This window comes from Mycobacterium sp. E3298 (assembly GCF_001666895.1).
In the GTDB taxonomy this organism is placed as follows: domain Bacteria; phylum Actinomycetota; class Actinomycetes; order Mycobacteriales; family Mycobacteriaceae; genus Mycobacterium.
On sequence record NZ_LZJB01000334.1, the window covers coordinates 1 to 21,141 of the forward strand.

Sequence of the window (21,141 nt, forward strand, 5' to 3'; positions counted from 1 at the left end):
GGTCGTGGCGTCCAGTTCGACCTTGCGGACCCGGACGATCTCCGGAGTCACCTCGACGCATTCGTCCTGCGCGCAGAACTCCATGGCCTGCTCCAGGTCGAGCTCGAGCGGCTTGGCCAGGGTCTCGATCACGTCCGCGGTCGACGAGCGCATGTTGGTGAGCTTCTTCTCCCTGGTGACGTTGATGTCGAGATCCTCTGCGCGCGGGTTGATTCCGACGACCATGCCCTCGTAGGTGTCCTGGCCCGGCTCGACGAAGAACTGCCCGCGGTCGGCGAGCTGGATCATCGCGAACGGCGTGATGACTCCGGACCGATCGGACACCAGCGAGCCGGTGTGGCGGGCCCGGATCTCCCCCGCCCACGGCCGGTAGCCGTCGAACACCGCGTTGGCGATGCCGGTGCCGCGGGTGATGGTGAGGAAGTCGGTGCGGAAGCCGATCAGGCCGCGGCTGGGCACGACGAAGTCCATCCGGACCCAGCCGGCCGCGTGGTTGGCCATCTCCTCCATGCGGCCCTTGCGGGCGGCCATCAACTGGGTGATGGCGCCGACGAATTCCTCGGGGCAGTCGATCGTCATCGCCTCGAACGGCTCGTGCAGCTTGCCGTCGATCGTCTTCGTCACCACCTGCGGCTTGCCCACGGTCAGCTCGAAGCCTTCCCGTCGCATTTGTTCGACCAGCACGGCCAGGGCCAGCTCGCCGCGCCCCTGCACCTCCCAGGCGTCCGGCCGGCCGATGTCCACCACCCGGATCGACACGTTGCCGACCAGCTCGGTGTCCAGGCGGTTGCGGACCATCCGCGCGGTCAGCTTGTGGCCCGACACCTTGCCCGCCAGGGGCGAGGTATTGGTGCCGATGGTCACCGAGATCGCCGGTTCGTCGACGGTGATGCGCGGCAGCGCGTGGGCGTGATCGGGATCGGCCAGGGTGTCCCCGATCATGATCTCGGGCAGCCCGGCGACCGCGACGATGTCACCGGCGATCGCCTCGTCGGTGGGGCTGCGCTCGACGCCCTCGGTGGCGAGCAGCTCGGTGATCTTGGCGCTGGTGATCACGGGCAGGCCGTCGACCTCCCGCATCCAGGCGACCTGCTGGCCCTTGCGCAGCTTGCCGTTGTAGATGCGGATGAGGGCGAGCCGGCCGAGGAAGGCGGACGCGTCGAGGTTGGTGACCAGCGCCTGCAGCGGCGCCTCGGGGTCCCCCGACGGCGGCGGGATGTGCTCCATCAGGACGTCGAACAGCGGGTCCAGGTTGTCGCCGGCGGGCACCTCGCCGTCGGCCGGCTGGGTGGTGCTTGCGATGCCCGCGCGGCCGGAGGCGTAGAGCGTGGGCAGGCCCAGCGCGTGCTCGGCGGCCTTGGCGGCTTCGTCGTCCAGGTCGGACGCGACGTCCAGCAGCAGGTCGTGGCTGGCGTCGACGACCTCGGCGATGCGGGCGTCGGGCCGGTCGGTCTTGTTGACGACGAGGATCACCGGGAGGTGCGCCGCCAGCGCCTTGCGCAGCACGAACCGCGTCTGCGGCAGCGGCCCCTCCGACGCGTCGACCAGCAGCAGGACACCGTCGACCATGGACAGGCCGCGCTCCACCTCACCACCGAAGTCGGCGTGCCCGGGGGTGTCGATCACGTTGATGACCGTGACGGTCCCGTCCGGGTTGCGGCGGTGCACCGCGGTGTTCTTGGCCAGGATGGTGATGCCCTTTTCCTTCTCCAGGTCACCGCTGTCCATGATGCGTTCCTGGGTGTCGTCGCCGCGGTGGGTCAGGGCGCCCGACTGCCGCAGCATCGCGTCCACCAGGGTCGTTTTGCCGTGGTCGACGTGGGCGACGATGGCGACGTTACGGAATGGCACGTCGGTGATTGTGGCAGCGCGAGGCGGTCAAAGGCGAACTGGCAGGTGCGCCCCGCCGGTCGCCCGGTGTGCGTCCAGGGCGGCCCGGCACGGCGTGTCGCCGGCCTGGACGCACACGGAAAGCCCAGGACGCACACGCATTGCTGGGTGCCCGAACACCTACCAGCCCCGCCGGCGCGGGGCCGTGCCGACCAATTCGCCCTTGGTCACCTCGTCGCGGCTGCGGTAGACGATGTAGGGCCGGAACAGGTAGGCGATCGGCGCGCTGAAGATGTGCACCAGCCGGGTGAACGGCAACAGCGTGAACAGCACCATGCCGATCAGGGCGTGCAGCTGGTAGTCCAGCGGGGCGTTGATCATCACCTCACCGTGCGGCTGGAACAGCCAGATCCGGCGGAACCACATGCCGACCGTGTAGCGGTAGTGGAACTCGCCGCCGTGCGGGCCGGTGCCGATCAGGTCGCAGTACAGGCCCACCACGATGGCCAGCACCAGCACCACGTACATCACCTTGTCGCTGCGGGTGGTGGCCATGGTCACCGCGGGCCGGGTGAACCGCCGGTAGATCAACAGCCCGATTCCGGCCAACGTGGCGAAGCCGGCCAATGACCCGGCGATCACGGCCTGCAGGTGGTAGGCATGGTCGCTCATCTTCAGCATCTGCGTCACCCGCGGCGGGATGAACAGGCCCATCACGTGTCCGGCGAAGACCGCCAGGATGCCGAAGTGGAACATCGGGCTGGCCACCCGCAACAACTTCGACTCGTAGATCTGCGAGGAGCGCGAGGTCCAGCCGAACTTGTCGTAGCGGTACCGCCACCAGGTGCCGACGATCAAGACCGACAACGTGACGTAGGGCGAGATGTCCCAGAACAGTACGCTGTCAAACACCTGGCGCTCCTTCGCGTCGGGGCGGCACCGTCAAGTTAAAGGGTTGCAGCCCAACGGCTTCCGCGGGCGGACCGGCTTTCGCCAGGCGCTCAGCGCGGCGCACGTCGGAGTCGGTCGCGGCCGGCAGCGTCGCGCACACCGCCGCCACGGTCGGCTCGTACGGCGACTCCGCGCCGGCGAGGGCGCCCCGCAACACGTCGATCGGAACGCGGTGCTCGGTCAGCAGCCGCCGCCCCGCCGCGGGGTCGACGGTGGCGGCGAATTCGAGCACGACCGGAAGGTGGTCGGGCGCCTCGGCGCGCGGCGGCCGCACGCCCGCTTCCCGGTAGGCGGTGGCGAACTCGACCATCTCGCGGCCACGGTTGCGGGTGTCCCCGGCGGTCCAGTACGTCAAGTACATCGTGCAGTGGCGCCGCATGTCGAAGGTCGCCACGTAATCCATCGCGGCGGCCATCGGCTCGCGGGCCCGCAGCGCGGCGAGCGTCTGCCCGAGCAGCGCCGCCGCGGGCCCGGTGATGTGGCCGAGCAACTCGTCGACGGTGTCCAGGCGCCCCGGCAGGTCGTCGTCCGGGTAGGCCAGCAGCAGCGACGCCGCCTGCCAGACGAGTCGGTCCTGCAGGATGTCGGCGCGCCCGCGGCGCCCGGCCAGCAGCCTCATTGCTGCCGCCCGTCGGGAAACATGCCTGCGGGCGCCTGGCGCCCGTCCCAGTTCAGCAGGTTCACCCGCGGCCGCCCGTTGGCGGCCGCCTCCCCGCGGGGGTGCTTGAGCGCATGGAACGTCTCCACGGCGACGGGCACCGGCTCACCCGACTCGTACATCCCCGGGCCCCCGTCACCGGTCAGCGAGCAGCCCATCTGCTCGAGGTCGCGGGCCTGCGGGCTGAACGCCGTCGGAATGACATACCGGTCTTCGTATTTCGCGATGGCCAGCAGCCGGTACATCTCGTAGATCTGTTCCTCGGTCATGCCGACCGAATGCGGTATGTGCGGCTGGGTTTCGCGGCCGAGGTTGATGTCGCGCATGTAGGAACGCATCGCCGCCAGCCGCCGCAGCACGCCCTCCACCACGGCGGTGTCCCCGGCGGTGAACAGCTCGGCCAGGTACTGCATCGGAATGCGCAGCGCGTCCAGCGCACCGAACAGGTTGCCCAGCTCTTCACCGTCGTGGCCGTCACGGCTGACCGCGTCGACCACCGGGGACAGCGGCGGGATGTACCAAACCATCGGCATGGTGCGGTATTCGGGGTGCAGCGGCAGGGCCACCCGGTAGTCGTTGATCAGCGCGTAGACCGGCGAGCGCTGGGCGGCCTCGATCCACTCGTCCGAGATGCCCTCGGCGCGTGCGGCCGCGATCACCTCGGGGTCGTTCGGGTCCAACAGGATTCGGCGCTGCGCCTCGTACAGGTCGGTCTCGTTCTCCACCGACGCCGCCTGAAGCACCCGGTCGACGTCGTAGAGCACCAGGCCCAGATACCGCAGCCGCCCCACGCAGGTCTCCGAGCAGATGGTGGGCAGCCCGACCTCCATCCGCGGATAGCACAGGGTGCACTTCTCGGCCTTGCCGGTCTTGTGGTTGAAATAGACCTTCTTGTAAGGACATCCGGAGACGCACATCCGCCAGCCGCGGCAGCGGTCCTGGTCGACCAGCACGATGCCGTCCTCGCTGCGCTTGTACATCGCGCCCGACGGGCACGACGCCACGCAGGAGGGGTTGAGACAGTGCTCGCAGATCCGGGGCAGGTAGAACATGAAGGTCTCTTCGAGCGCGAGCTTGACGTCCTCGCTGACCTTCTTCAGGATCGGGTCGCCGGCCAGGATCTCCGGCGAGCCACCCAGGTTGTCGTCCCAGTTCGGCCCCCAGGAGATCTTCATCGGTTCGCCGCTGATCTGGCTCTTCGGTGCGGCCGTGGGGAACGTGTCGCCCGCGGGTGCGGTGGTCAGGTTCTCGTAGTCGTAGGTCCATGGCTCGTAGTAGTCGTCGATGACCGGCAGCCTGGGGTTGGCGAAGATGCGCAACAGCTTCTGGATGCGGCCGCCGTCACGCAACCGCAGCCGCCCCTTCTTGTCGCGTATCCAGCCGCCCCGCCACCGCTCCTGATCCTCGTAGGTGCGCGGATAGCCCTGTCCCGGACGGGTTTCGACGTTGTTGAACCACACGTATTCGGTGCCGGACCGGTTGGTCCATGCCTGCTTGCAGGTGACCGAGCAGGTGTGGCAGCCGATGCACTTGTCGAGGTTCATCACCATCGCCAGTTGCGCCATTACTTTCATTGTCTCGCTCCGCAAGCTTCGCTCGGACGTTTCATGTCAGTACGTCACCTCCTGGCTGCGGCGACGTACCACGGTGACCTCGTCACGCTGGTTGCCGGTCGGCCCCATGTAGTTGAAGGCGAACGCGTGCTGGCCGTAGCCCCCGGCGAGGTGGCTGGGCTTGATGCGGACGCGGGTCAGCGCGTTGTGGTTGCCGCCGCGCTTGTTGTTGGTTTCGGTGCGGGGCGTGTCGACCGTGCGCTCCTGCACGTGGTAGACGAACACCACGCCGTCGGGCATGCGGTGGCTGACGATGGCGCGGCAGACGTAGATGCCGTTGGCGTTGACCGCTTCGACCCAATCATTGTCCCGCACTTCAAGTTTGGCCGCGTCGCCGGGGCTCATCCACATCGTCGGTCCGCCGCGGGACAACGAGAGCATGTACAGGTTGTCCTGGTAGGTGGAGTGGAAGGACCACTTCGAGTGCGGGGTCAAATACCGCACGGTGAGCCCGATCCCGTCCGGGGTGGGGCCGAGCTCGGGCTGGCCGAACAGCCGCGTCATGTCGAGCGGCGGGCGGAACACCGGCAGGTGCTCGCCGAGTTCCTCGACCCAGTCGTGGGCCAGGTAGAAATGCATTCGGCCGGTCAGCGTGTGGAACGGCTTGAGGTTTTCGATGTTGATGGTGAACGGCGCGTAGCGGCGCCCGCCGGTTTCGCTGCCCGACCATTCCGGGCTGGTGATCACCGGCACCGGACGCGCCTGCGTGTCGGCGTAGCTGATGCGGCGCTCCTCACTGCCCTCGGCCAGATGCGCGAGCCGCTGACCCGTCCGCTTTTCCAGCTCGCGGAAGCCCTCGACGGCGAGCCGGCCATTGGTCGTGCCGGACAACAGCAGCAGCACGTCGGCCATCCGCGCCGCGGTGGTGATGGCCGGGCGGCCCGCTCCCGCACCGGAATTCATCACGCCGAACTTGGCGGACAACTCCTCGACCTCCCGGAACGGATGCACCGTGATGCCCTTGGTGGTCACCCCGAAGGTCTCGACGAGCGGTCCCAGGGTCTGCCACTTGTCGTAGACGGCGCCGTAATCGCGTTCCACCACGGTGAGCCGGGCCATGCTGCGTCCGGGCACCGGCGTCGCGCCGGTGTGCAACCAGTCCTCCTCCGTGCCGTCGGGATAGGCCATCGCGTCGGGGGTGTCGTGCTGCAGCGCGGTGAGGACCACGTCGCCGCGGGTGCCCAGGTGCCGCTTGGCCAGCGCGCTGAAGGCGCGCGCGATCGCGCCGAAAGCGTCGAAGTCCGAACGGGTTTCCCACGGCGGATCGGTCGCCGCACTGAACGCGTGCACGTAGGGGTGCATGTCCGTGCTGGAGATGTCGGCCTTTTCGTACCACGTCGCCGCGGGCAGCACGACGTCCGAGACCAGCGTCGTCGAGGTCATCCGGAAATCGATCGACATCATCAGGTCGAGCTTGCCCTCGGGGATGTCCCCCTCGCACACCACGTCGACGGGCGATATCCCGTCGGCCGGCGGCTCGGCCTGCACGTTGGAATCGGTGCCCAGCAGGTGACGCAGGAAGTATTCGCCGCCCTTGCCCGACGATCCGATCAGGTTGGCCCGCCACACCGTAAGCACCCGGGGCCAGTTGACCGGGTTGTCGGGATCGGTGACGGACAGCTTGAGTTTGCGGTCGCGGAGCTGCTCGGCGACGTAGTCGGCGACGTCGCGACCGGCGGCGCGCGCCTCGTCGGCGACGTCCAGGCTGGAGCGGTCGAACTGCGGATAGAACGGGCTCCAGCCCATCGCCGTCGCGGAGGCCAGCAGGTCCATCGTGTGCTTGCCCGCGAACCGGCCGCGGCCAAGCGGGCTGGCCAACTTGTCGGCCGCGTAACCGTCGTAGCGCCACTGGTCGGTATGCGCGTACCAATAGGAGGCTCCCGGCACCTGCCGCGGCGGACGCACCCAGTCCGTGGCCATCGCCATGGTCTGAAAACCGGTGAGCGGACGCACCTTTTCCTGTCCGACGTAATGGGCCCAGCCCCCGCCGTTGCGCCCCATCGAGCCGGTGAGCATCAGCAGCGCGAGCACCGCCCGGTAGATGGCGTCACCGTGAAACCACTGACAGATCCCGCTGCCCATGATGATCATCGACCGGCCGCCGGATTCCTCTGCGCTGCGGGCGAATTCCTTGGCGACGCGGATGGCCTGCGCGGCCGAGACACCGGTGATTCCCTCCTGCCAGGCGGGGGTGTTCTGCTGGGTCGGGTCGTCGTAACCGGTGGGCCAGTCGCCGGGCAATCCCGGTCGGGCCACCCCGTACTGGGCCAGCATCAGGTCGAAAACGGTGCACACCAGGTGCTTGCCGACGCGGCGCACCGGGACGCCGCGCGCCACCGTGGCGCCTTCACCGTTGAGCGTGTCGAAGCTGGCCAGGTGCACCAGCGCGGTGTCGCCGTGCGCGTTTCGCACGCTGAGCGCCGGCATCAGGCCGCCGAGGTCGAGGTTCCACTTGCCGACACCGTCCTCGCCGTAGCGGAATCCCAGCGAGCCGTGGGGCACCACCACCGAATCGGTGGCCTCGTCCAGCACCGCCGGTTTGAGCGCCGCGTTCTCGACGCCCCTGCCCAGGTCCGCCGCCGTGAGGTTCTTTCCCGGCACCAGCATGTCGCCGCGGGATTCCAGCTTGATCAGGAACGGCAGATCGGTGTAGCGGCGCGCGAAGTCGGTGAAGAACGGAACCTCTTTCCGCACATAACATTCCGTCAGAATGACGTGGCCCATCGCCATCGCCAGCGCCCCGTCGGTGCCGGCGGCGCACGGCATCCACTCGTCGGCGAACTTGGTGTTGTCGGCGTAGTCGGGGCTGACGGTCACCACCTTGGTGCCGCGGTAGCGCGCCTCGGCCATCCAGTGCGCGTCGGGGGTCCGGGTGATCGGGACGTTGGAGCCCCACATCATCAAATACGCTGCGTCCCACCAGTCGCCGGACTCGGGCACGTCGGTCTGATCGCCGAACACCTGCGGCGACGCGACCGGAAGGTCGGCGTACCAGTCATAAAACGACGTCATGGGGGCGCCGATCAGCTCGAAGAACCGCGACCCGGCCGCGTAGGACACCATCGACATCGCCGGGATGGGCGAAAATCCCGCGACGCGGTCGGGCCCGTAGGTCTTGATGGTGTGCACGTGGGCGGCGGCGATCAACTCGGTGGCCTCGGCCCAGGTGACCCGGACCAGTCCCCCTTTGCCACGGGCGCGCTGATAGCGGCGACGGCGCTCGGGGTCGGCCTGAATGTCGGCCCAGGCCAATACCGGATCGCCCAGTCGCGCCTTGGCTTCCCGGTACATCTCGACCAGCACGCCCCGCGCGTAGGGGTAGCGCACCCGGGTGGGCGAGTAGCTGTACCAGGAGAACGACGCGCCGCGGGGACACCCGCGCGGCTCGTATTCCGGCCGGTCCGGGCCCACCGAGGGATAGTCGGTCTGCTGGGTCTCCCAGGTGATGATCCCGTCCTTGACGTAGATCTTCCAGGAGCAGGAACCGGTGCAGTTGACCCCGTGGGTGGAGCGCACCACCTTGTCGTGGCTCCACCTGTCGCGGTAGAACACGTCGGCCTCGCGGCCGCCCTTGCGCGTCACGGTGCGCAGGTCGGCCGAGAATTCACCGGGGGTGAAGAACCGCCCGCTGCGCTCCAGCAACTCCTCGAGCGCTCCACCGACGTGTGGTGTGACAGTCAACAGGTATCCCTTCCACTCCGTAGCGCCGCGCGTGCCGGGCCGGCGTTTCGGCCCGGGTGCGTCGTACCGGGCATCGGCCCATCGATTCATCGGCCGGCACGAACCATGGCCGACGGCCTTTGGCCTGGGGAACGATCGCGCACCGGCGCGGGGCGCGTAGGACGCGCCTAACACCTCCGCGACGGGCGGCCCGATATCGAAATCGTTTGGTCAACATGGGTTTTAGCGACTTAGAGACATCCGGCCGGGACGCTGTCACCACGAGGTACAGCCGCAGGCTCGGTCCCGGTACACGCTTCCAGGTCAAGTAGTTTTTACAAGTACACGTTGGGTTTATATCTCAAGTTCACCCTCGCGACCTTCTGCGCGGCTGGGCGTCGGCTGCGGAAAAGCTGTGGACGTGTTATGAGGCCGCTGCGGACAGCGCCCGCACCAGGTCAGCGACCCAGCCGCGGTCGGCGGGCACCCAGTCGACATCGGGCAGTTCGTCCGCGGTCACCCAGCGCACCGCCCCATGGTCACGCGCATGCGGCTCTCCGCTGAGCAATCCCACGCGGTACGCGCGCAGGGTCATGCCCTCGAGCGCGATGTCGTCGCCCAGCCGGCCCCCCACCTCGACGTCGCCGACCTCGAGGCCCAGCTCCTCGGCCAGCTCGCGGGCCAGCGCATCCCGCTCCGTTTCACCCGGTGCGACCTTACCGCCGGGCAGTTCCCAGCGGCCGGCCAGCTCGGGCGGCCGGAGGCGTTGCGCCACCAGCACCGTGGCGCGGCGGATGACCGCGCCCGCGACGACGATCTGGGTCGGCATGGCCAGACGGTATACGGTCGAAATATGGCTGTGTTAAGGATGAGCAGGTGGACGCCGCGCGCTGTACTTGAGTGCTGAACACTGCTGCCCGTCTGACGCTGTAGCGTCCGTTATCCGTAAGTAACCGCATGAGCAGAGGCATTGTTCGGCTTTGCCATATCCACTAGCTAAGACCAAACGCCAGGGGACCACCAAGCGCACTGAGGTGGCAACTGGTGCGGTAGACACATTCGTGACGCTACATCGAGGGCGAGATCGGCGAAGCAAGTGATCTTAGATGATTACATGCTCGACGAGCTACGCGCGCTGGCAGCGGTCGTCGAGTCCATCGCCGGAACCGCACCCCGCAGCCAAACTCTTTTGCCTCGTTGACGGATGTGTCAGTTGAGACTTTCCCTTATATCGCGAAGCTTCTCGGGCGATACCCCAGCAGCTCGTGAAAGCTCAGTCTCATCGACGCCCCACTCGCTGGCGTAATCGAACAGGCGCTTCAGGCTATCGGTGTTGTACCTGTCCACGGTCAACCAGAAGTCGTGTTGTTGCGTTTCAAAGTCACCTGAGGCGCCACCGGTCTTTTCTACTTGCTCGCGAGTGTTTAACCAATTAGCCACTGTTGCGCCAAACTTTTGTAACAACTCTTGCTTGTCCGCGCGGTCAGGTTTCATTCCGCCATTCTCCCCGCCCCGCCGCCGCGGTGGACAGCGATTCCCAAGCTTGCCGGCGCTCCCTCCGTCACTCAATCAGCGGGCACGGCGGCGAGCCGTTAGCCCGGACCGGTCGACGAGCGTTCATGCGGACAAGACCTGCATCTAAATCGCACAAGTTTTCGGCCCTATAGCGTCTAAACGGCATCGGCCTGCGACACGCCAAAGAGTCGTTTGACGAACGACTGCCGCCGCTCCTCAACATTCAACTCGTTACGTTTTCCGCAGGATTCCGGTGACCCCGGCCCCGAGCAGCGCGGTCAGTGCCCAGGCGGTCAATTTGAGCATGGGGAGTGCGATGGTGAGCCAATTAGTTGCGTCCGAAGGGATAGTCCAGTCAGAGGTCATGTTGCCAAAGTTGGGAACTACTGCCGACATCGTGTAGGTGAAGGGATTCAAGCACGGGTAAGCGAGTCGCAGATCACACGATTCTAGGGCAGTAATTCGCGATGGAGCCGGCTTGTGGGTCTGCGCAGTGTAGGCGTCGGCGGCTTTCGCGGCGGCGTCACTCTTCGTGGGGACGAAGTCAGCGCGGTTAGTGGCGACAATGAATGTGGCGACGAGTAACACCCCGGCCAGCCAGAGACCGGCACGCAGCGGGTAGTAGCCGTGCCCGACCAGCACCCGGTAAAGGGATCGGAGGACCCGTGTCGGCAAGGGTGACTGCCGGGAAACCTTATTCGCGGCCGCGAACCGCAATCTCTTGGCGCCGGTGGGGTCGCCATTGCGATCGTAGACTTCGGCCAACGCATACCAAGGTTGTACCGGGACAGGTTTCTTGGGACGCAACCATTCCACGAGTCGACGCCGCCATGCCCGAGAACCCGATGTCTTGGGCTCACTATGAGCCGACGCCGTATTGAGCCATTGGTGTGCAAGTCGCCACCGCTCACGCAGAGGGCCACGTAGATCATCGACTTGCCAGCCGGTCGCAGAGAGCGGGTTCGGAGGAATTTGGTAAGCGCCGTCGACGACCCGACCAACCTCAAGGTCGCTGACTTGAGCCCTGACCAGGTTCACTGATCCACACCACTCCTTCGGCGTGAGGATTAAGCGCGAGACCGTCGCAGCCTCCAAATTCAGCGCAACCCCATCGGGATTGTTGACGGTTGCACCACTCAGATCGAGTTGGGCGCCAATGGTCGCGCCGATGGCGCGGACCGTCCCCTCGACGTGGCAGGGGCGTTTTTCTTTATCCGCACCCTCGCCGGCCAACACGCTGCCGGTGATGCGGGCACCGCCGAGGTCTAGGGCTGCCTTGCCGAGCTTTCCGGCGGTGCCCGGACATTCGAAGGTCGCGCCAGTAACGTCGAGTTCTCCGCCGATGGTCACACCTCGGGCGCGGACCATGCCGGTGGCGTGGAACTTGCGGGTCTCGCTGTTGGCTTCGGCGTACTCGCCCGCGAATACGTTGCCAGTGATCTGCGCAGCGTCGAGGACGAGAGCGTATCGGTCGGGGTTCTTCTCGGTGGCGGGGTTGTAGAGGCTGGCGCCATCGAGATGAATATGCCCGCCGATGATCGCACCGATCGCGCGTACAGTGCCAATAGCGCGAAATCCGTTCTGGGCGAACACGTCGGTCGTGATGTGTGCGCGGCTGAGCCCAAGGGCGTCTCCGTCGGGATTGTTGAAGGTGGCGCCATCGAGCTCAAGAGTGGAGCCGATGGTCACGCCGATAGCACTGACCGCGCCGGTAACGCAGAACGGATTTCTGCCGAACATGCTGCCAGTAATCCTCGCACCGTCGAGGACGAGAGCGTACCGCTCGGGGTTCTCCTTGGTGGCGGGGTTGACGAGGGTCGCACCGGTGAGGATAAGGTCGCCGCCGACGGTCGCGCCGGTGGCCCAGATCATGCCGGTGGCATGGAAATCGCCCGCAGCGACCACGTTTCCTGTGACGCACGCACCCTCGAGGTCTAGAGCGTTCGAGTCGGGGTTGATGAGGGTCGTGCCGGTGAGGTCGAGTTCGCCGCCAATGGTCGCACCCTTCGCGAGCACCCCATGGTTGACGGTGACTTCAGCCAGTGTTAGCCCGCGGATCTGGGCGTAATTAGCGTTTAGCCCTTGCTCGAGGACGCACTCGTACAAGCGCAGGGGATAAGCGAACACTAGATACTCTAAGTCCACATGGTCAGCAAATCTGGCGCCCCGGATCTGAATACCGCCCGGGTCGATCTGAATTTGTGGATCGGTGAGCACCGCCCGCAACGCGGCTGCGGGCATCGTTCGCTCCACCGGCCACTTCGCACATGATGCGCGATCAACCTGGTCGCCGAGCGCCAGGTCTAGAGGCCGTCCGGCCTTCGCCGCGCGCTTCAGTCGATCGATCCACTCTTCGCCGTTAGCCGGGTCTGTCTCGTGCGCAATTTTCACGCATCAATAATCTTCCTTTACGGGATCCACGTCGCCTTTTCCGCCACGCTTGTCTACGACGCCGTACAAGTCTCGGATCGACGAGAACCAAACCCTGCGTGAGTGACGTTACCCCGCCGTCGAAGGATGGAAGGCCTGCCTTCTGTCGATGTGTTAACCCGTCGATGGGTACACCACATAGGTGAAGTGCGGGCGGTGATCTTCCGGGCATATGCTTCGCGCTACGTGACATCGATGCCATCGACTTCGGGCTGAAATTGGTGACCGCCCTTCGCGATGCGCTCGGAGCGGCGGTGCTGAGCTTTAGACGGGTGACCGCGCCTGCGGTGCCCAATTCCCATCGTCTGCCCACTGAATCCGTGTATCTGACTGCGGCGATTGTTCCGGGAAAGGACACTGACAATATGGCTGTGTTAACGGATGAGCAGGTGGACGCCGCACTGCCCGATCTCAAGGGATGGGAGCGCGCCGACGGTGCGCTGCGCCGGTCGATCAAGTTTCCGAGCTTTCTCGCCGGCATCGACGCGGTGCGCCGGGTGGGCGAGCACGCGGAGAGCAAGGATCATCACCCGGATATCGATATTCGTTGGCGGACGGTGACTTTCGCCCTGGTGACGCATTCCGAGGGCGGCATCACCGAGAAGGACGTCGCCATGGCGCACGACATCGACGGGATCGTCGGCGGCTAGTCCTTGGACTCGGCGCCGGCCATCTCGCCGGTACGGCGCGCGCCGGTGGCGGCGATCCAGACCAAGGTCGCCACGGCCGCCACGATGTAGACCAGGCCGGCCCAGGCCAGGTACCAGGGCCGGCTGATCTGCCAGATGGTCGGCTGCGCGAAGCTCAGCAGCCACGGCACGCCGACGATGGTGAGCGCCAGCCAGCCCCAGCCCACGATCCGCGCGCCGGGGCGCTCGCGGGGTGGCCCGTGAATCGCCCAGATCATCAGCGGCACCAGCCACACCCAGTGGTGGGTCCAGGAGATCGGCGACAGCAGCAGCCCGAACAGCTCGACCACCAGTAACTTGCCCAGCCGGTCGGCCGGGTCCAGCGCCCGCCAGGCCAGCACGGCCGCCACCGCGGTCGCGCCGATGGCGATCAACACCGGCGGGCCGAAGCCGGCGTCGTGACCCAGGATCCGGGAGATGCCGCCGCGCCAGGACTGGTTGAAGGAGGTGGCGACGGGCCCCACTCGGTGCGCATCGCCCAGCAGCTTCGTGAAGTAGTAGGCGGTCTGATCGCCGACCACAATCGCCGACACGCCGACGGTGGCGAGGAAGACCACGGCGGAGAAGGCCGCCGCGGCCCACCGCCGCACCCCGACCAGGTAGACGCCCGAGATCGCGGGCGTCAGCTTGATGCCGGCCGCCACGCCGACCAGCAGCCCCGACAGCCACCACCGCGTCGTCAACACCGCCCACAGCACCAAGAGCATCAGCAACACGTTGACCTGCCCGTAGTCGAATGTGCTGCGCAGCGGCTCGATCCAGATGGTGATCGCCGTCCACGCCATGGCCAGGCGGCGACCGTCGGTGCCGGGCGCCACGCCGATCAGGCGCTGGCTGATCCGGATCGCGCCGTACAACGCGGCCATGGTCGCGATCTGCCACGCGAGGGCGACCAGGCCGAACGGCAACAGGCTCAGCGGGTAGAACACGACCGCGGCGAAGGGCGGATAGGTGAACGGCAGCGGGAAGTCCGGCGTCTGGTCGGCGTAGACGTAGCTGTACAGCGTGCCGGGGTGGTCGATGGCCGCGGCCCCGCCGAGGTAGACGTGCAGGTCGACGAAGTTGGCGCCGTGCGGCGCCAGGTAGGTCCAGGCGAGCCGCGCGGTGACGCTGGCGAGCAGCAGGGCCGGTGCGGCCGCCCGCAGCAGAGTCGCGAACCGCCGGCGATCCGATGCCGCCGGGGCGGCCGAGGTGGTGTCGATGAGCCGACTTTAGCGATCGCGGCGGCCCGAGCGGACGCCGTCGCGCCCAACGGCCTGGTCGGCGGGCGTTCGGTCACCGCCGTCACTCGTATCAATAACGATCAAATAAATGCCACACGTGTCACTTGAGTCCCACCAGTATCAACGTAACTTCGGCGCTGGACCCCGTAATCCACAACCAGGGAGAGTCATGCCAACCATCTGGACTTACTTGCGTGCAGCCGCCGTCGTAGTCGGTTCGTCCGCAGCCCTACTCACGGGCGGTATCGCCCACGCCGACCCCGTGCCGGCTCCGCCGATCCCGAACATTCCGCAGCAGCTGATCAGTTCGGCGGCCAACGCGCCCCAAATCCTGCAGAACCTCGCCACCGCGCTCGGCGCGACCCCGCCGGCCGCGCCGGCCGCCCCGGGCATCACCTTCCCGGGTGTCCCGTCGGCCGCCGCGCCGTCACCGGCGACCAACGCGGCGATCCCGTCGATCCCCGGACTGGCGCAGGCACCGACGCCTTCCGCCCCGTCGGCGGCGCAGGGCCTGCAGGGGCTGATCCCCGGCCTGACGCAGCCGGCACCCGCGGCGCCCGCCGCCCCGGCCACGTCGTCCATTCCCGGACTGCCGGCCATCCCGGGGCTGTCGACGCCGGCCGCCCCCGCCACCCCGCCGACCCCGCAGATTCCGCAGGCGAAGGTCGACATGCCGGCGTTCCTGCCCAACATGCCGGTCAACCTGCCCGCGCAGATGACCCTGCCGCAGGACCTGCCGGCGCTCGCCGGCGCTCCCGCGGCGCCGGCCGCTCCGGCGGCGCCGGCCGCGCCGGCCACCGGGGCCAACCCGGTTGCCCCGCTGCTCGCAGGGCTGCCCTGAGTAATTAGCCAGACAGCAACGCCAACCCCCTACTGACCGGAGGACACACCGTGGCGACCACTTGGAATCTGTCCAAAGGATTGGCCGCTGTCGTGACGGCATCGGCTGCCGCGTTCGGGTTCTGCCCGAGCGCGGCAGCCGACCCGGCGACACCGCAACCGAATTCGACTCAAGAACTCCCGGGCCTGCCCGCGCTGTCGCAGCTGAGCCCGATCATTCAGCAGGCCGCCACCAACCCCGGGCAGGCCACCCAGCTGCTCATGGCCGCGGCGCAGGCCTTCAGCCACAACCAAAGCGCGCCCGGCGAGTCCCGCAACGTGGCCCAGTCGGTGAACCAGTTCCTGGCGATGCCGGGCGCGCCGGCCGAGCCCGGCGCGGCGCTGCCCGACGGCGCACCGGTGCCACACGTGCCCGCCGCGGGCGTCGAACCGGGCGCGCAGTCGCACCTGCCGACCGGCATCGATCCCGCGCACGCGGCGGGTCCCGGGCCGGCTGCGGCCCCACCGGCGGGCGTGGAGGCCGGTCCCCAGTCGCACCTGCCGACCGGCATCGATCCCGCGCACGCGGCGGGTCCCGGGCCGATGGCCGCCCCACCGGCCGCGGCCCCGCCGGTCGCGGCCCCGCCGGCTTCCGCACCGGCTCCCGGCACCGTGGCACCCGTCGCGGCGCCCGTACCGGCGCCTCCCGCACCGGCCGCTCCGGCGCCGGACGCGGCTCCCGCGCCGGCCGCCGCACCCGCGGCGGCTCCCGGGTTCGGCCCCGACGCCCCGCCCACGCAGGACTTCATGTACCCCTCGATCGGCACCAACTGCCTGGCGGACGGCACCAGCGCGATCGCCACGGCGCTGTCGGTGGCGGGTCCGGCGAAGATCCCGACGCCGGGCCCGGGCCCCGGGCAAACCGCCTATGTGTTCACCGCTGTCGGCACGCCCGGGCCCGCCGAGGTGCAGAAGCTGCCGTTGAACGTCACCTGGGTGAACCTGACCACGGGTAAGTCGGGGACGGTTGCGCTCAAGCCGCGCACCGACATCAACGCCGACGGGCCGACGACGCTGACCGCGATCGCCGACACCGGGTCCGGCAGCATCATGTCGACCATTTTCGGGCAGGTGACCACGAAGGAAAAGCAGTGCCAGTTCATGCCCACCATCGGCTCCACGGTGGTGCCGTAGGCCGGCACTGTCCCCCGCCATGGCGCGCGTGTTCCCCTCGGGGACACGCGCGCTCCGGTCTGGCGGGCGGCTAGTACGCCATGAACAGGATGGCGTCGCGGTCGTACTCGAGACCCGGATGATCGCTGGCGAGATGAGCCTGGGTCAGCTCGACCAACTCGTCCTCATCCTTGCCGACGATGGCTTCCCCGCACGGACACGTCAGGTGAGTCTTCACGTTGCCGCTCTTCCCTTCTGGTCACCAACTACTTCGCCGCCTTGGCAGCTGCCTTCATCTGCTTCTTGTACGAACGGACCTTGCCCATCGACTTGGCGTCGACGATGTCGGCGACGGAGATGTGGGTGCCGGCCTTGCCGAACTGCCCGGCCGCCTCGCGCCAGCCTTTCGGGGTGACGCCGTACTGCTTGCCCAGCAACGCCACAAAGATCTGCGCCTTGACATCGCCGAAACCGGGCAGCCCCTTGATCCGCCGCAGCAGCTCCGCGCCGTCGGGGTCCCCGGCGGTCCACAAACCCGCCGCGTCACCGTCGTAACGGTCCACGATGATCTGGGCCAGGGTCTGGATACGTTTGGCCATCGATCCCGGAAAGCGGTGTATCGCAGGCCTTTCCGAGCACAGCGCGGCGAACTTGTCGGGGTCGTAGTCGGCGATCTCGGCGGCGCTGAAGCCGCCCATCCGGTCCGCGATCTTCTTCGGCCCGGAGAAGGCGGTCTCGAAGGGCACCTGCTGGTCAAGGACCATCCCGATGAGCAGCGCCAGCGGATCCTCGTCCAGCAGCGCGTCGGCCTCGGGATCCTGAGCGAGCCAAAGTTTCACCGTCAACGACCAACCTTTCCGCTGAACACCCTAAGACCGATGAGCCGTAGTTGGCAGACTACTCACCCAACCACCGCGTTATCGTGGCGTGGTGGTGGATGAGGCCCGACTGGCGCTGATGCTGGCCCGCGACGAACTGCACGCCCTCGTCACCGCCTATTGCCGGGCCGTCGACCGCGCCGACTACGAAGCGCTGCGCGACCTCTACCACCCCGACGCGACCGACTCGCACGGCTCGTTCTCGGCGGGCGGCGTCGAACAGTTCATCGCGCAGCTGCAGGCGTCCGAACCGTATGTGCGGGTGTCCCAACACAACGTCACCACAACCAACTTCGTCGTCGAGGGCGACACCGCCCGCGGCGAGGTCTACTGCCTCGTTTTCCACACCTTCGCCGGCCCCGAACGCGACGTCGACGTCGTCATCGGCGGTAGGTACCTGGACACCTACACCCGACACGAGGGCCGCTGGAAGTTCGGCCAACGCACCATCGTGGCGGATTGGTCGTACCAGAACGACCCGTCCCGGGTGGACTTTTCCCACCCCAGCACCCGCGGCAGCCTGCGCGGCAAGCCGGGCCGCGACGACCCCTCGATCGGCCTGTTCACGCCGCCCGTGGGCTGAAAACCGTTGGGAGGCAACGGCTAACCGCCGATCCTCACCCGCTCTTACGGCGGAACTCGCGGCGGTTCTCCACCGGCCCGTGCGCCCGCGACTGCTTGCCCCCGCTGTCCTTGTGGTCGGACCCACCCGACGACTTGGCCAGCTTGCGGTCCAAGGCCTCGCGGAACTTGCGCTTGGTGTCGTCGTCCGATTCCGGCGCCTCGGAGGACTTCGATTCAGCCATACCGGCAGCCTAGCGCCGCGCGGCCGGAATCGGGCGGCTACCGCACCCCCGGCGGCATGCCGTAGACGTGCGAGATCGGCAGGGTCAGCAGCACCCGCCGATCGGTGACCATCGCGCGGCGGTACTCGTCCCAATCCGGGTGTTCGCCGGCGATGTTGCGGTACAAGGCAATCAGCGCCTCGACGGTGTCGTCGCCGGGGTCGGACGCCGGCGGCGTCAGCGTGGCCGTGCCCTCGGCCACCGCATACGACCACCCGTCGTCGGCGTCGACCAGGATCGACGCCCGGGGGTCGCGGCGAAGGTTGCGGGTCTTGGCCCGGGGCTCGGTGATCGACACCCGCACGGCCAAGTCACGCGGGTCGAAGTGGTAACTGACGTTCGACAGCTGGGGCCGCCCGTCGCGCTTGATGGTCGCCAGCACCCCGAGGGAGTTCCCACTGATCACGGCGAGCAGCTTGTCGTCGAAGACTTGGCGTCCCATCCCAGCAGCCTACGTCGCGCGTCCAGCGACCGGTCCCGGATCGCGCCGGCCCGCACCGACCTGGTGAAATCGGACCATGACCAAGTACGCGGCCTTCCTGCGCGGAGTCAACGTCGGCGGCGTCAACCTCAAGATGGCCGAGGTGGCACGCGCGCTGACCGATGCGGGTTTGAAAAACGTGCGCACCATCCTGGCCAGCGGCAACATCGTGCTGGAGTCGTCCGCCCGCGCCGCGGGGGTGCGCAAGAAGGCCGAAGCCGCGCTGCGCGACCGTTTCGGCTACGACGCGTGGGTGCTGGTCTATGACCTCGAAACGGTGCGCGCCGTCGTGGACGCCTATCCCTTCGAGCCCGAGGTCGACGGCTACCAGTCCTACGTCACGTTCGTGGCGGACGACGCGGTGCTCGACGAACTCGCCGCCCTGGGCGACAAAGCCGGCGCCGACGAGAAGATCAGCCCCGGCGCCGGCGTGATCTATTGGCAGGTGCCCAAGGGCGCCACCCTGGACAGCGCGATCGGCAAGACGATGGGCAAGCCCCGCTACAAGTCGTCGACGACGACGCGCAACCTGCGCACGCTGGCCAAGGTCTTGCGCTAAGCGCTTCGCGCCAAGCTGATTGGGCTCAGTCGTCCGGCACGTTGGTCAGGTAGCGCATCGCGTCGGACTTGGTCAGCCCCAGCGCGCGGGCAACCTCGACGTACTCCTTGGCGGCGGCCGCCATCGCCGCGTCGGTCGGGTCGAAACGGGAAATGAAAGTCCCGAAGCGCCCGCGCGTTTCGACGATCGCGGCGGACTCGAGTTCCCGATAGGCGCGGGCCACGGTGTTCGCCGCGACCCCCAGCTGCCCGGCCAGGTCGCGCACGGTCGGAAGCCGGGTCCCGGGCGGGAGCGCGCCGGCGCGGACGCCGTCGATGACTTGCGTTCTGAGCTGGTCGAACAGCGGCTTGCCCGCCTTCACGTCGACCTTCAGCAAATCCCGCAGCTCCACGTCTTCAGTATGTCCCACGCACGGCTATCTTTGTGGGATGCGAGTAACGGTGCTGAGCGGCGCGGGAATCTCCGCGGAGAGCGGGGTGCCGACCTTCCGCGACGACAAGAACGGGTTGTGGGCGCGCTTCGACCCGTACGAGCTGTCCAGCACTCAAGGGTGGCGCGACAATCCCGAACGGGTGTGGGGCTGGTACCTGTGGCGTCACTATCTGGTCGCCGACGTCGCGCCCAACACCGGACACCGCGCCATCGCCGCCTGGCAGGACGGCGCCGAGGTCAGCGTCATCACCCAGAATGTCGATGACCTACACGAGCGCGCCGGCAGCACACCGGTTCACCACCTGCACGGCAGCCTGTTCGAATTCCGTTGCGACCGTTGCGGTATGCCGTACACCGGCGCGCTGCCCAAGATGGCCGAACCGACGCTCGAGGTGGAGCCCCCGGTCTGTCATTGCGGAGGCCTGATCCGCCCGGACATCGTGTGGTTCGGTGAGCCGTTGCCCGACGGGCCGTGGCAATCGGCCGTCGAGGCGACCGAGGCCGCAGACGTGATGGTGGTGGTCGGAACGTCGGCGATCGTCTACCCGGCCGCCGGGCTCGCCGAGCTGGCGCTGTCCCGCGGCACGGCCGTCATCGAGGTCAACCCCGAGGTGACCCCGCTGTCGCGGCACGCGACGATAAGCATCCGCGAGACCGCCAGCCAGGCCTTGCCCGGGTTGCTGCAGCGGCTGCCCGCCCTGCTGAAATAGCCCCGCCGCGATTACGGCCGGCGGGCGCGGCCCAGCAGGAGCTCCGAGACCGGCATCGGCGCCCACGCCGGCAACGTGAACTCGCGCCGGGAAACGTCGACCTCGAACCCGGCGTCGATGATCTCGCGCTCGGTGTCGCGGTGGGTGTGGCAGTTACCGAAGAGCCGGGGCCACAGCGTCGCGTCGGCGAACCGTTGCAGGCGGCCACGCGCGCCGGCGCTCGCCACGTGCTCGAGGTACCGCAGTTCCCCGCCCGGACGCAGCACCGAGTACAGCCGCCGCAGCACACCGCCGGGGTCGCGCACCGAGCACAACACCAGCGAGCACACCACCGCGTCGAACGGCTCCTCGCCGCTGAAGCCCTCGGCCGTCTCGCCCAGCACCACGACGCGGGCCGGCACCACGTCCGCCGCCGCGCGGGCCTGGGCCGCCAGCCGCGGCTCGGGCTCCACCGCGACCACCTCGTGGACCGACTCCGGGTAGTGCGGAAAGTTCGTCCCGATGCCCGCACCGACTTCCAGCACCCGCCCCGACAACCCGGCCAGATTCTCGCGGCGCATGGCGCGTATCGCCTCGGTTTCGTGGCTGGCGACGACGGGCCAGATGCGTGCGAAGAACGGGTTGTCCACCGCCGTTGTCATACACGTCAACCTTCCGACTCTGGGCCAAAGAATA

At 67.8% G+C, this 21,141-nt stretch carries 21 protein-coding genes; 6 read left to right on the top strand and 15 right to left on the bottom strand.

Translation table 11 applies throughout. From position 1 onward, the window contains the following. The 8 genes from typA to A9X05_RS15630 form a co-directional block, all read right to left on the bottom strand. The coding region (typA, locus tag A9X05_RS15600) for a translational GTPase TypA (protein WP_067782508.1) at nt 1-1,851 on the bottom strand (1,851 nt) is incomplete at its 3' end. 159 nt (nt 1,852-2,010) lie between these two features. After that, nucleotides 2,011-2,742: a respiratory nitrate reductase subunit gamma gene (gene narI / locus A9X05_RS15605; protein ID WP_067755804.1), complete on the bottom strand. Its 732-nt coding sequence runs from the start codon at nt 2,740-2,742 to the stop codon at nt 2,011-2,013. After that, complete coding sequence (gene narJ, locus A9X05_RS15610; RefSeq protein WP_067782510.1) at nt 2,735-3,400, bottom strand: nitrate reductase molybdenum cofactor assembly chaperone; 666 nt, start codon at nt 3,398-3,400, stop codon at nt 2,735-2,737. The genes narI and narJ overlap by 8 nt, the downstream gene beginning before the upstream one ends. Then, a complete protein-coding gene (narH, locus tag A9X05_RS15615; protein WP_067782513.1) occupies nt 3,397-5,013 on the bottom strand; it encodes a nitrate reductase subunit beta in 1,617 nt (538 codons plus the stop codon). Before narH ends, narJ begins: the two co-directional genes overlap by 4 nt. Nucleotides 5,014-5,049: 36 nt before the next feature. Further along, nucleotides 5,050-8,733, bottom strand: a complete 3,684-nt coding sequence (locus A9X05_RS15620; RefSeq protein ID WP_067782533.1) for a nitrate reductase subunit alpha — start codon at nt 8,731-8,733, stop codon at nt 5,050-5,052. Between the two features lie 403 nt (nt 8,734-9,136). Continuing rightward, nucleotides 9,137-9,541 carry a (deoxy)nucleoside triphosphate pyrophosphohydrolase gene (locus tag A9X05_RS15625; protein ID WP_067755813.1) on the bottom strand — a complete coding sequence of 135 codons (405 nt, stop codon included), beginning with the start codon at nt 9,539-9,541 and terminating at the stop codon, nt 9,137-9,139. 380 nt (nt 9,542-9,921) lie between these two features. Continuing rightward, nucleotides 9,922-10,206, bottom strand: coding sequence for a hypothetical protein (locus A9X05_RS31115; protein WP_156736755.1), 285 nt, complete (start codon nt 10,204-10,206; stop codon nt 9,922-9,924). Nucleotides 10,207-10,458: 252 nt separating this feature from the next. After that, nucleotides 10,459-12,618 (bottom strand): hypothetical protein, encoded by a 2,160-nt coding sequence (locus tag A9X05_RS15630; RefSeq protein WP_067782515.1) that lies wholly within the window; start codon nt 12,616-12,618, stop codon nt 10,459-10,461. Between the two features lie 404 nt (nt 12,619-13,022). Between A9X05_RS15630 and A9X05_RS15635 the strand changes: the two genes are divergently transcribed. Then, a complete protein-coding gene (locus A9X05_RS15635; RefSeq protein WP_067782518.1) occupies nt 13,023-13,307 on the top strand; it encodes a 4a-hydroxytetrahydrobiopterin dehydratase in 285 nt (94 codons plus the stop codon). On the opposite strand, the gene A9X05_RS15640 is transcribed toward A9X05_RS15635, so the two are convergent. Continuing rightward, nucleotides 13,304-14,548: a mannosyltransferase gene (locus tag A9X05_RS15640; protein WP_067782521.1), complete on the bottom strand. Its 1,245-nt coding sequence runs from the start codon at nt 14,546-14,548 to the stop codon at nt 13,304-13,306. The two genes, A9X05_RS15635 and A9X05_RS15640, sit on opposite strands and share 4 nt — an antisense overlap. A 190-nt stretch (nt 14,549-14,738) precedes the next feature. Here A9X05_RS15640 and A9X05_RS15645 point away from each other — a divergent pair, with 190 nt between their 5' ends. Further along, the gene (locus A9X05_RS15645; protein WP_067755823.1) at nt 14,739-15,410 is read left to right on the top strand and encodes a hypothetical protein; all 672 of its coding nucleotides are present in this window, start codon (nt 14,739-14,741) and stop codon (nt 15,408-15,410) included. A 32-nt stretch (nt 15,411-15,442) separates the two neighbouring features. After that, on the top strand, nt 15,443-16,582 hold the full coding sequence (locus A9X05_RS15650; protein WP_197499078.1) for a hypothetical protein: 1,140 nt from the start codon (nt 15,443-15,445) through the stop codon (nt 16,580-16,582). A gap of 70 nt (nt 16,583-16,652) precedes the next feature. Here the strand turns inward: A9X05_RS15650 and A9X05_RS15655 are convergent, their stop codons facing one another. Together A9X05_RS15655 and A9X05_RS15660 are read right to left on the bottom strand one after the other, a co-directional pair. Continuing rightward, nucleotides 16,653-16,799, bottom strand: coding sequence for a DUF1059 domain-containing protein (locus A9X05_RS15655; RefSeq protein ID WP_067277197.1), 147 nt, complete (start codon nt 16,797-16,799; stop codon nt 16,653-16,655). 28 nt (nt 16,800-16,827) lie between these two features. Continuing rightward, nucleotides 16,828-17,400 (bottom strand): HhH-GPD-type base excision DNA repair protein, encoded by a 573-nt coding sequence (locus A9X05_RS15660; RefSeq protein WP_067755974.1) that lies wholly within the window; start codon nt 17,398-17,400, stop codon nt 16,828-16,830. An 88-nt stretch (nt 17,401-17,488) separates the two neighbouring features. On the opposite strand from A9X05_RS15660, the gene A9X05_RS15665 reads away from it, so the two are divergent. After that, complete coding sequence (locus A9X05_RS15665; protein ID WP_067782527.1) at nt 17,489-18,022, top strand: nuclear transport factor 2 family protein; 534 nt, start codon at nt 17,489-17,491, stop codon at nt 18,020-18,022. A 34-nt stretch (nt 18,023-18,056) separates the two neighbouring features. Here the strand turns inward: A9X05_RS15665 and A9X05_RS15670 are convergent, their stop codons facing one another. Continuing rightward, the gene (locus A9X05_RS15670) at nt 18,057-18,245 is read right to left on the bottom strand and encodes a DUF5302 domain-containing protein (RefSeq protein WP_067755834.1); all 189 of its coding nucleotides are present in this window, start codon (nt 18,243-18,245) and stop codon (nt 18,057-18,059) included. Between the two features lie 37 nt (nt 18,246-18,282). Then, on the bottom strand, nt 18,283-18,726 hold the full coding sequence (locus A9X05_RS15675; protein WP_067755837.1) for a PPOX class F420-dependent oxidoreductase: 444 nt from the start codon (nt 18,724-18,726) through the stop codon (nt 18,283-18,285). A gap of 76 nt (nt 18,727-18,802) precedes the next feature. Here A9X05_RS15675 and A9X05_RS15680 point away from each other — a divergent pair, with 76 nt between their 5' ends. Further along, nucleotides 18,803-19,324, top strand: a complete 522-nt coding sequence (locus A9X05_RS15680; RefSeq protein ID WP_067782530.1) for a DUF1697 domain-containing protein — start codon at nt 18,803-18,805, stop codon at nt 19,322-19,324. Between the two features lie 25 nt (nt 19,325-19,349). Here the strand turns inward: A9X05_RS15680 and A9X05_RS15685 are convergent, their stop codons facing one another. Beyond that, nucleotides 19,350-19,715: a GntR family transcriptional regulator gene (locus A9X05_RS15685; protein ID WP_067277218.1), complete on the bottom strand. Its 366-nt coding sequence runs from the start codon at nt 19,713-19,715 to the stop codon at nt 19,350-19,352. 37 nt (nt 19,716-19,752) lie between these two features. Here A9X05_RS15685 and A9X05_RS15690 point away from each other — a divergent pair, with 37 nt between their 5' ends. Next, a complete protein-coding gene (locus A9X05_RS15690) occupies nt 19,753-20,466 on the top strand; it encodes an NAD-dependent deacylase (RefSeq protein ID WP_067755844.1) in 714 nt (237 codons plus the stop codon). Between the two features lie 11 nt (nt 20,467-20,477). Here the strand turns inward: A9X05_RS15690 and A9X05_RS15695 are convergent, their stop codons facing one another. Beyond that, nucleotides 20,478-21,107 carry a bifunctional 2-polyprenyl-6-hydroxyphenol methylase/3-demethylubiquinol 3-O-methyltransferase UbiG gene (locus tag A9X05_RS15695; protein ID WP_067755847.1) on the bottom strand — a complete coding sequence of 210 codons (630 nt, stop codon included), beginning with the start codon at nt 21,105-21,107 and terminating at the stop codon, nt 20,478-20,480. Between the last annotated feature and the right edge of the window lie 34 nt (nt 21,108-21,141).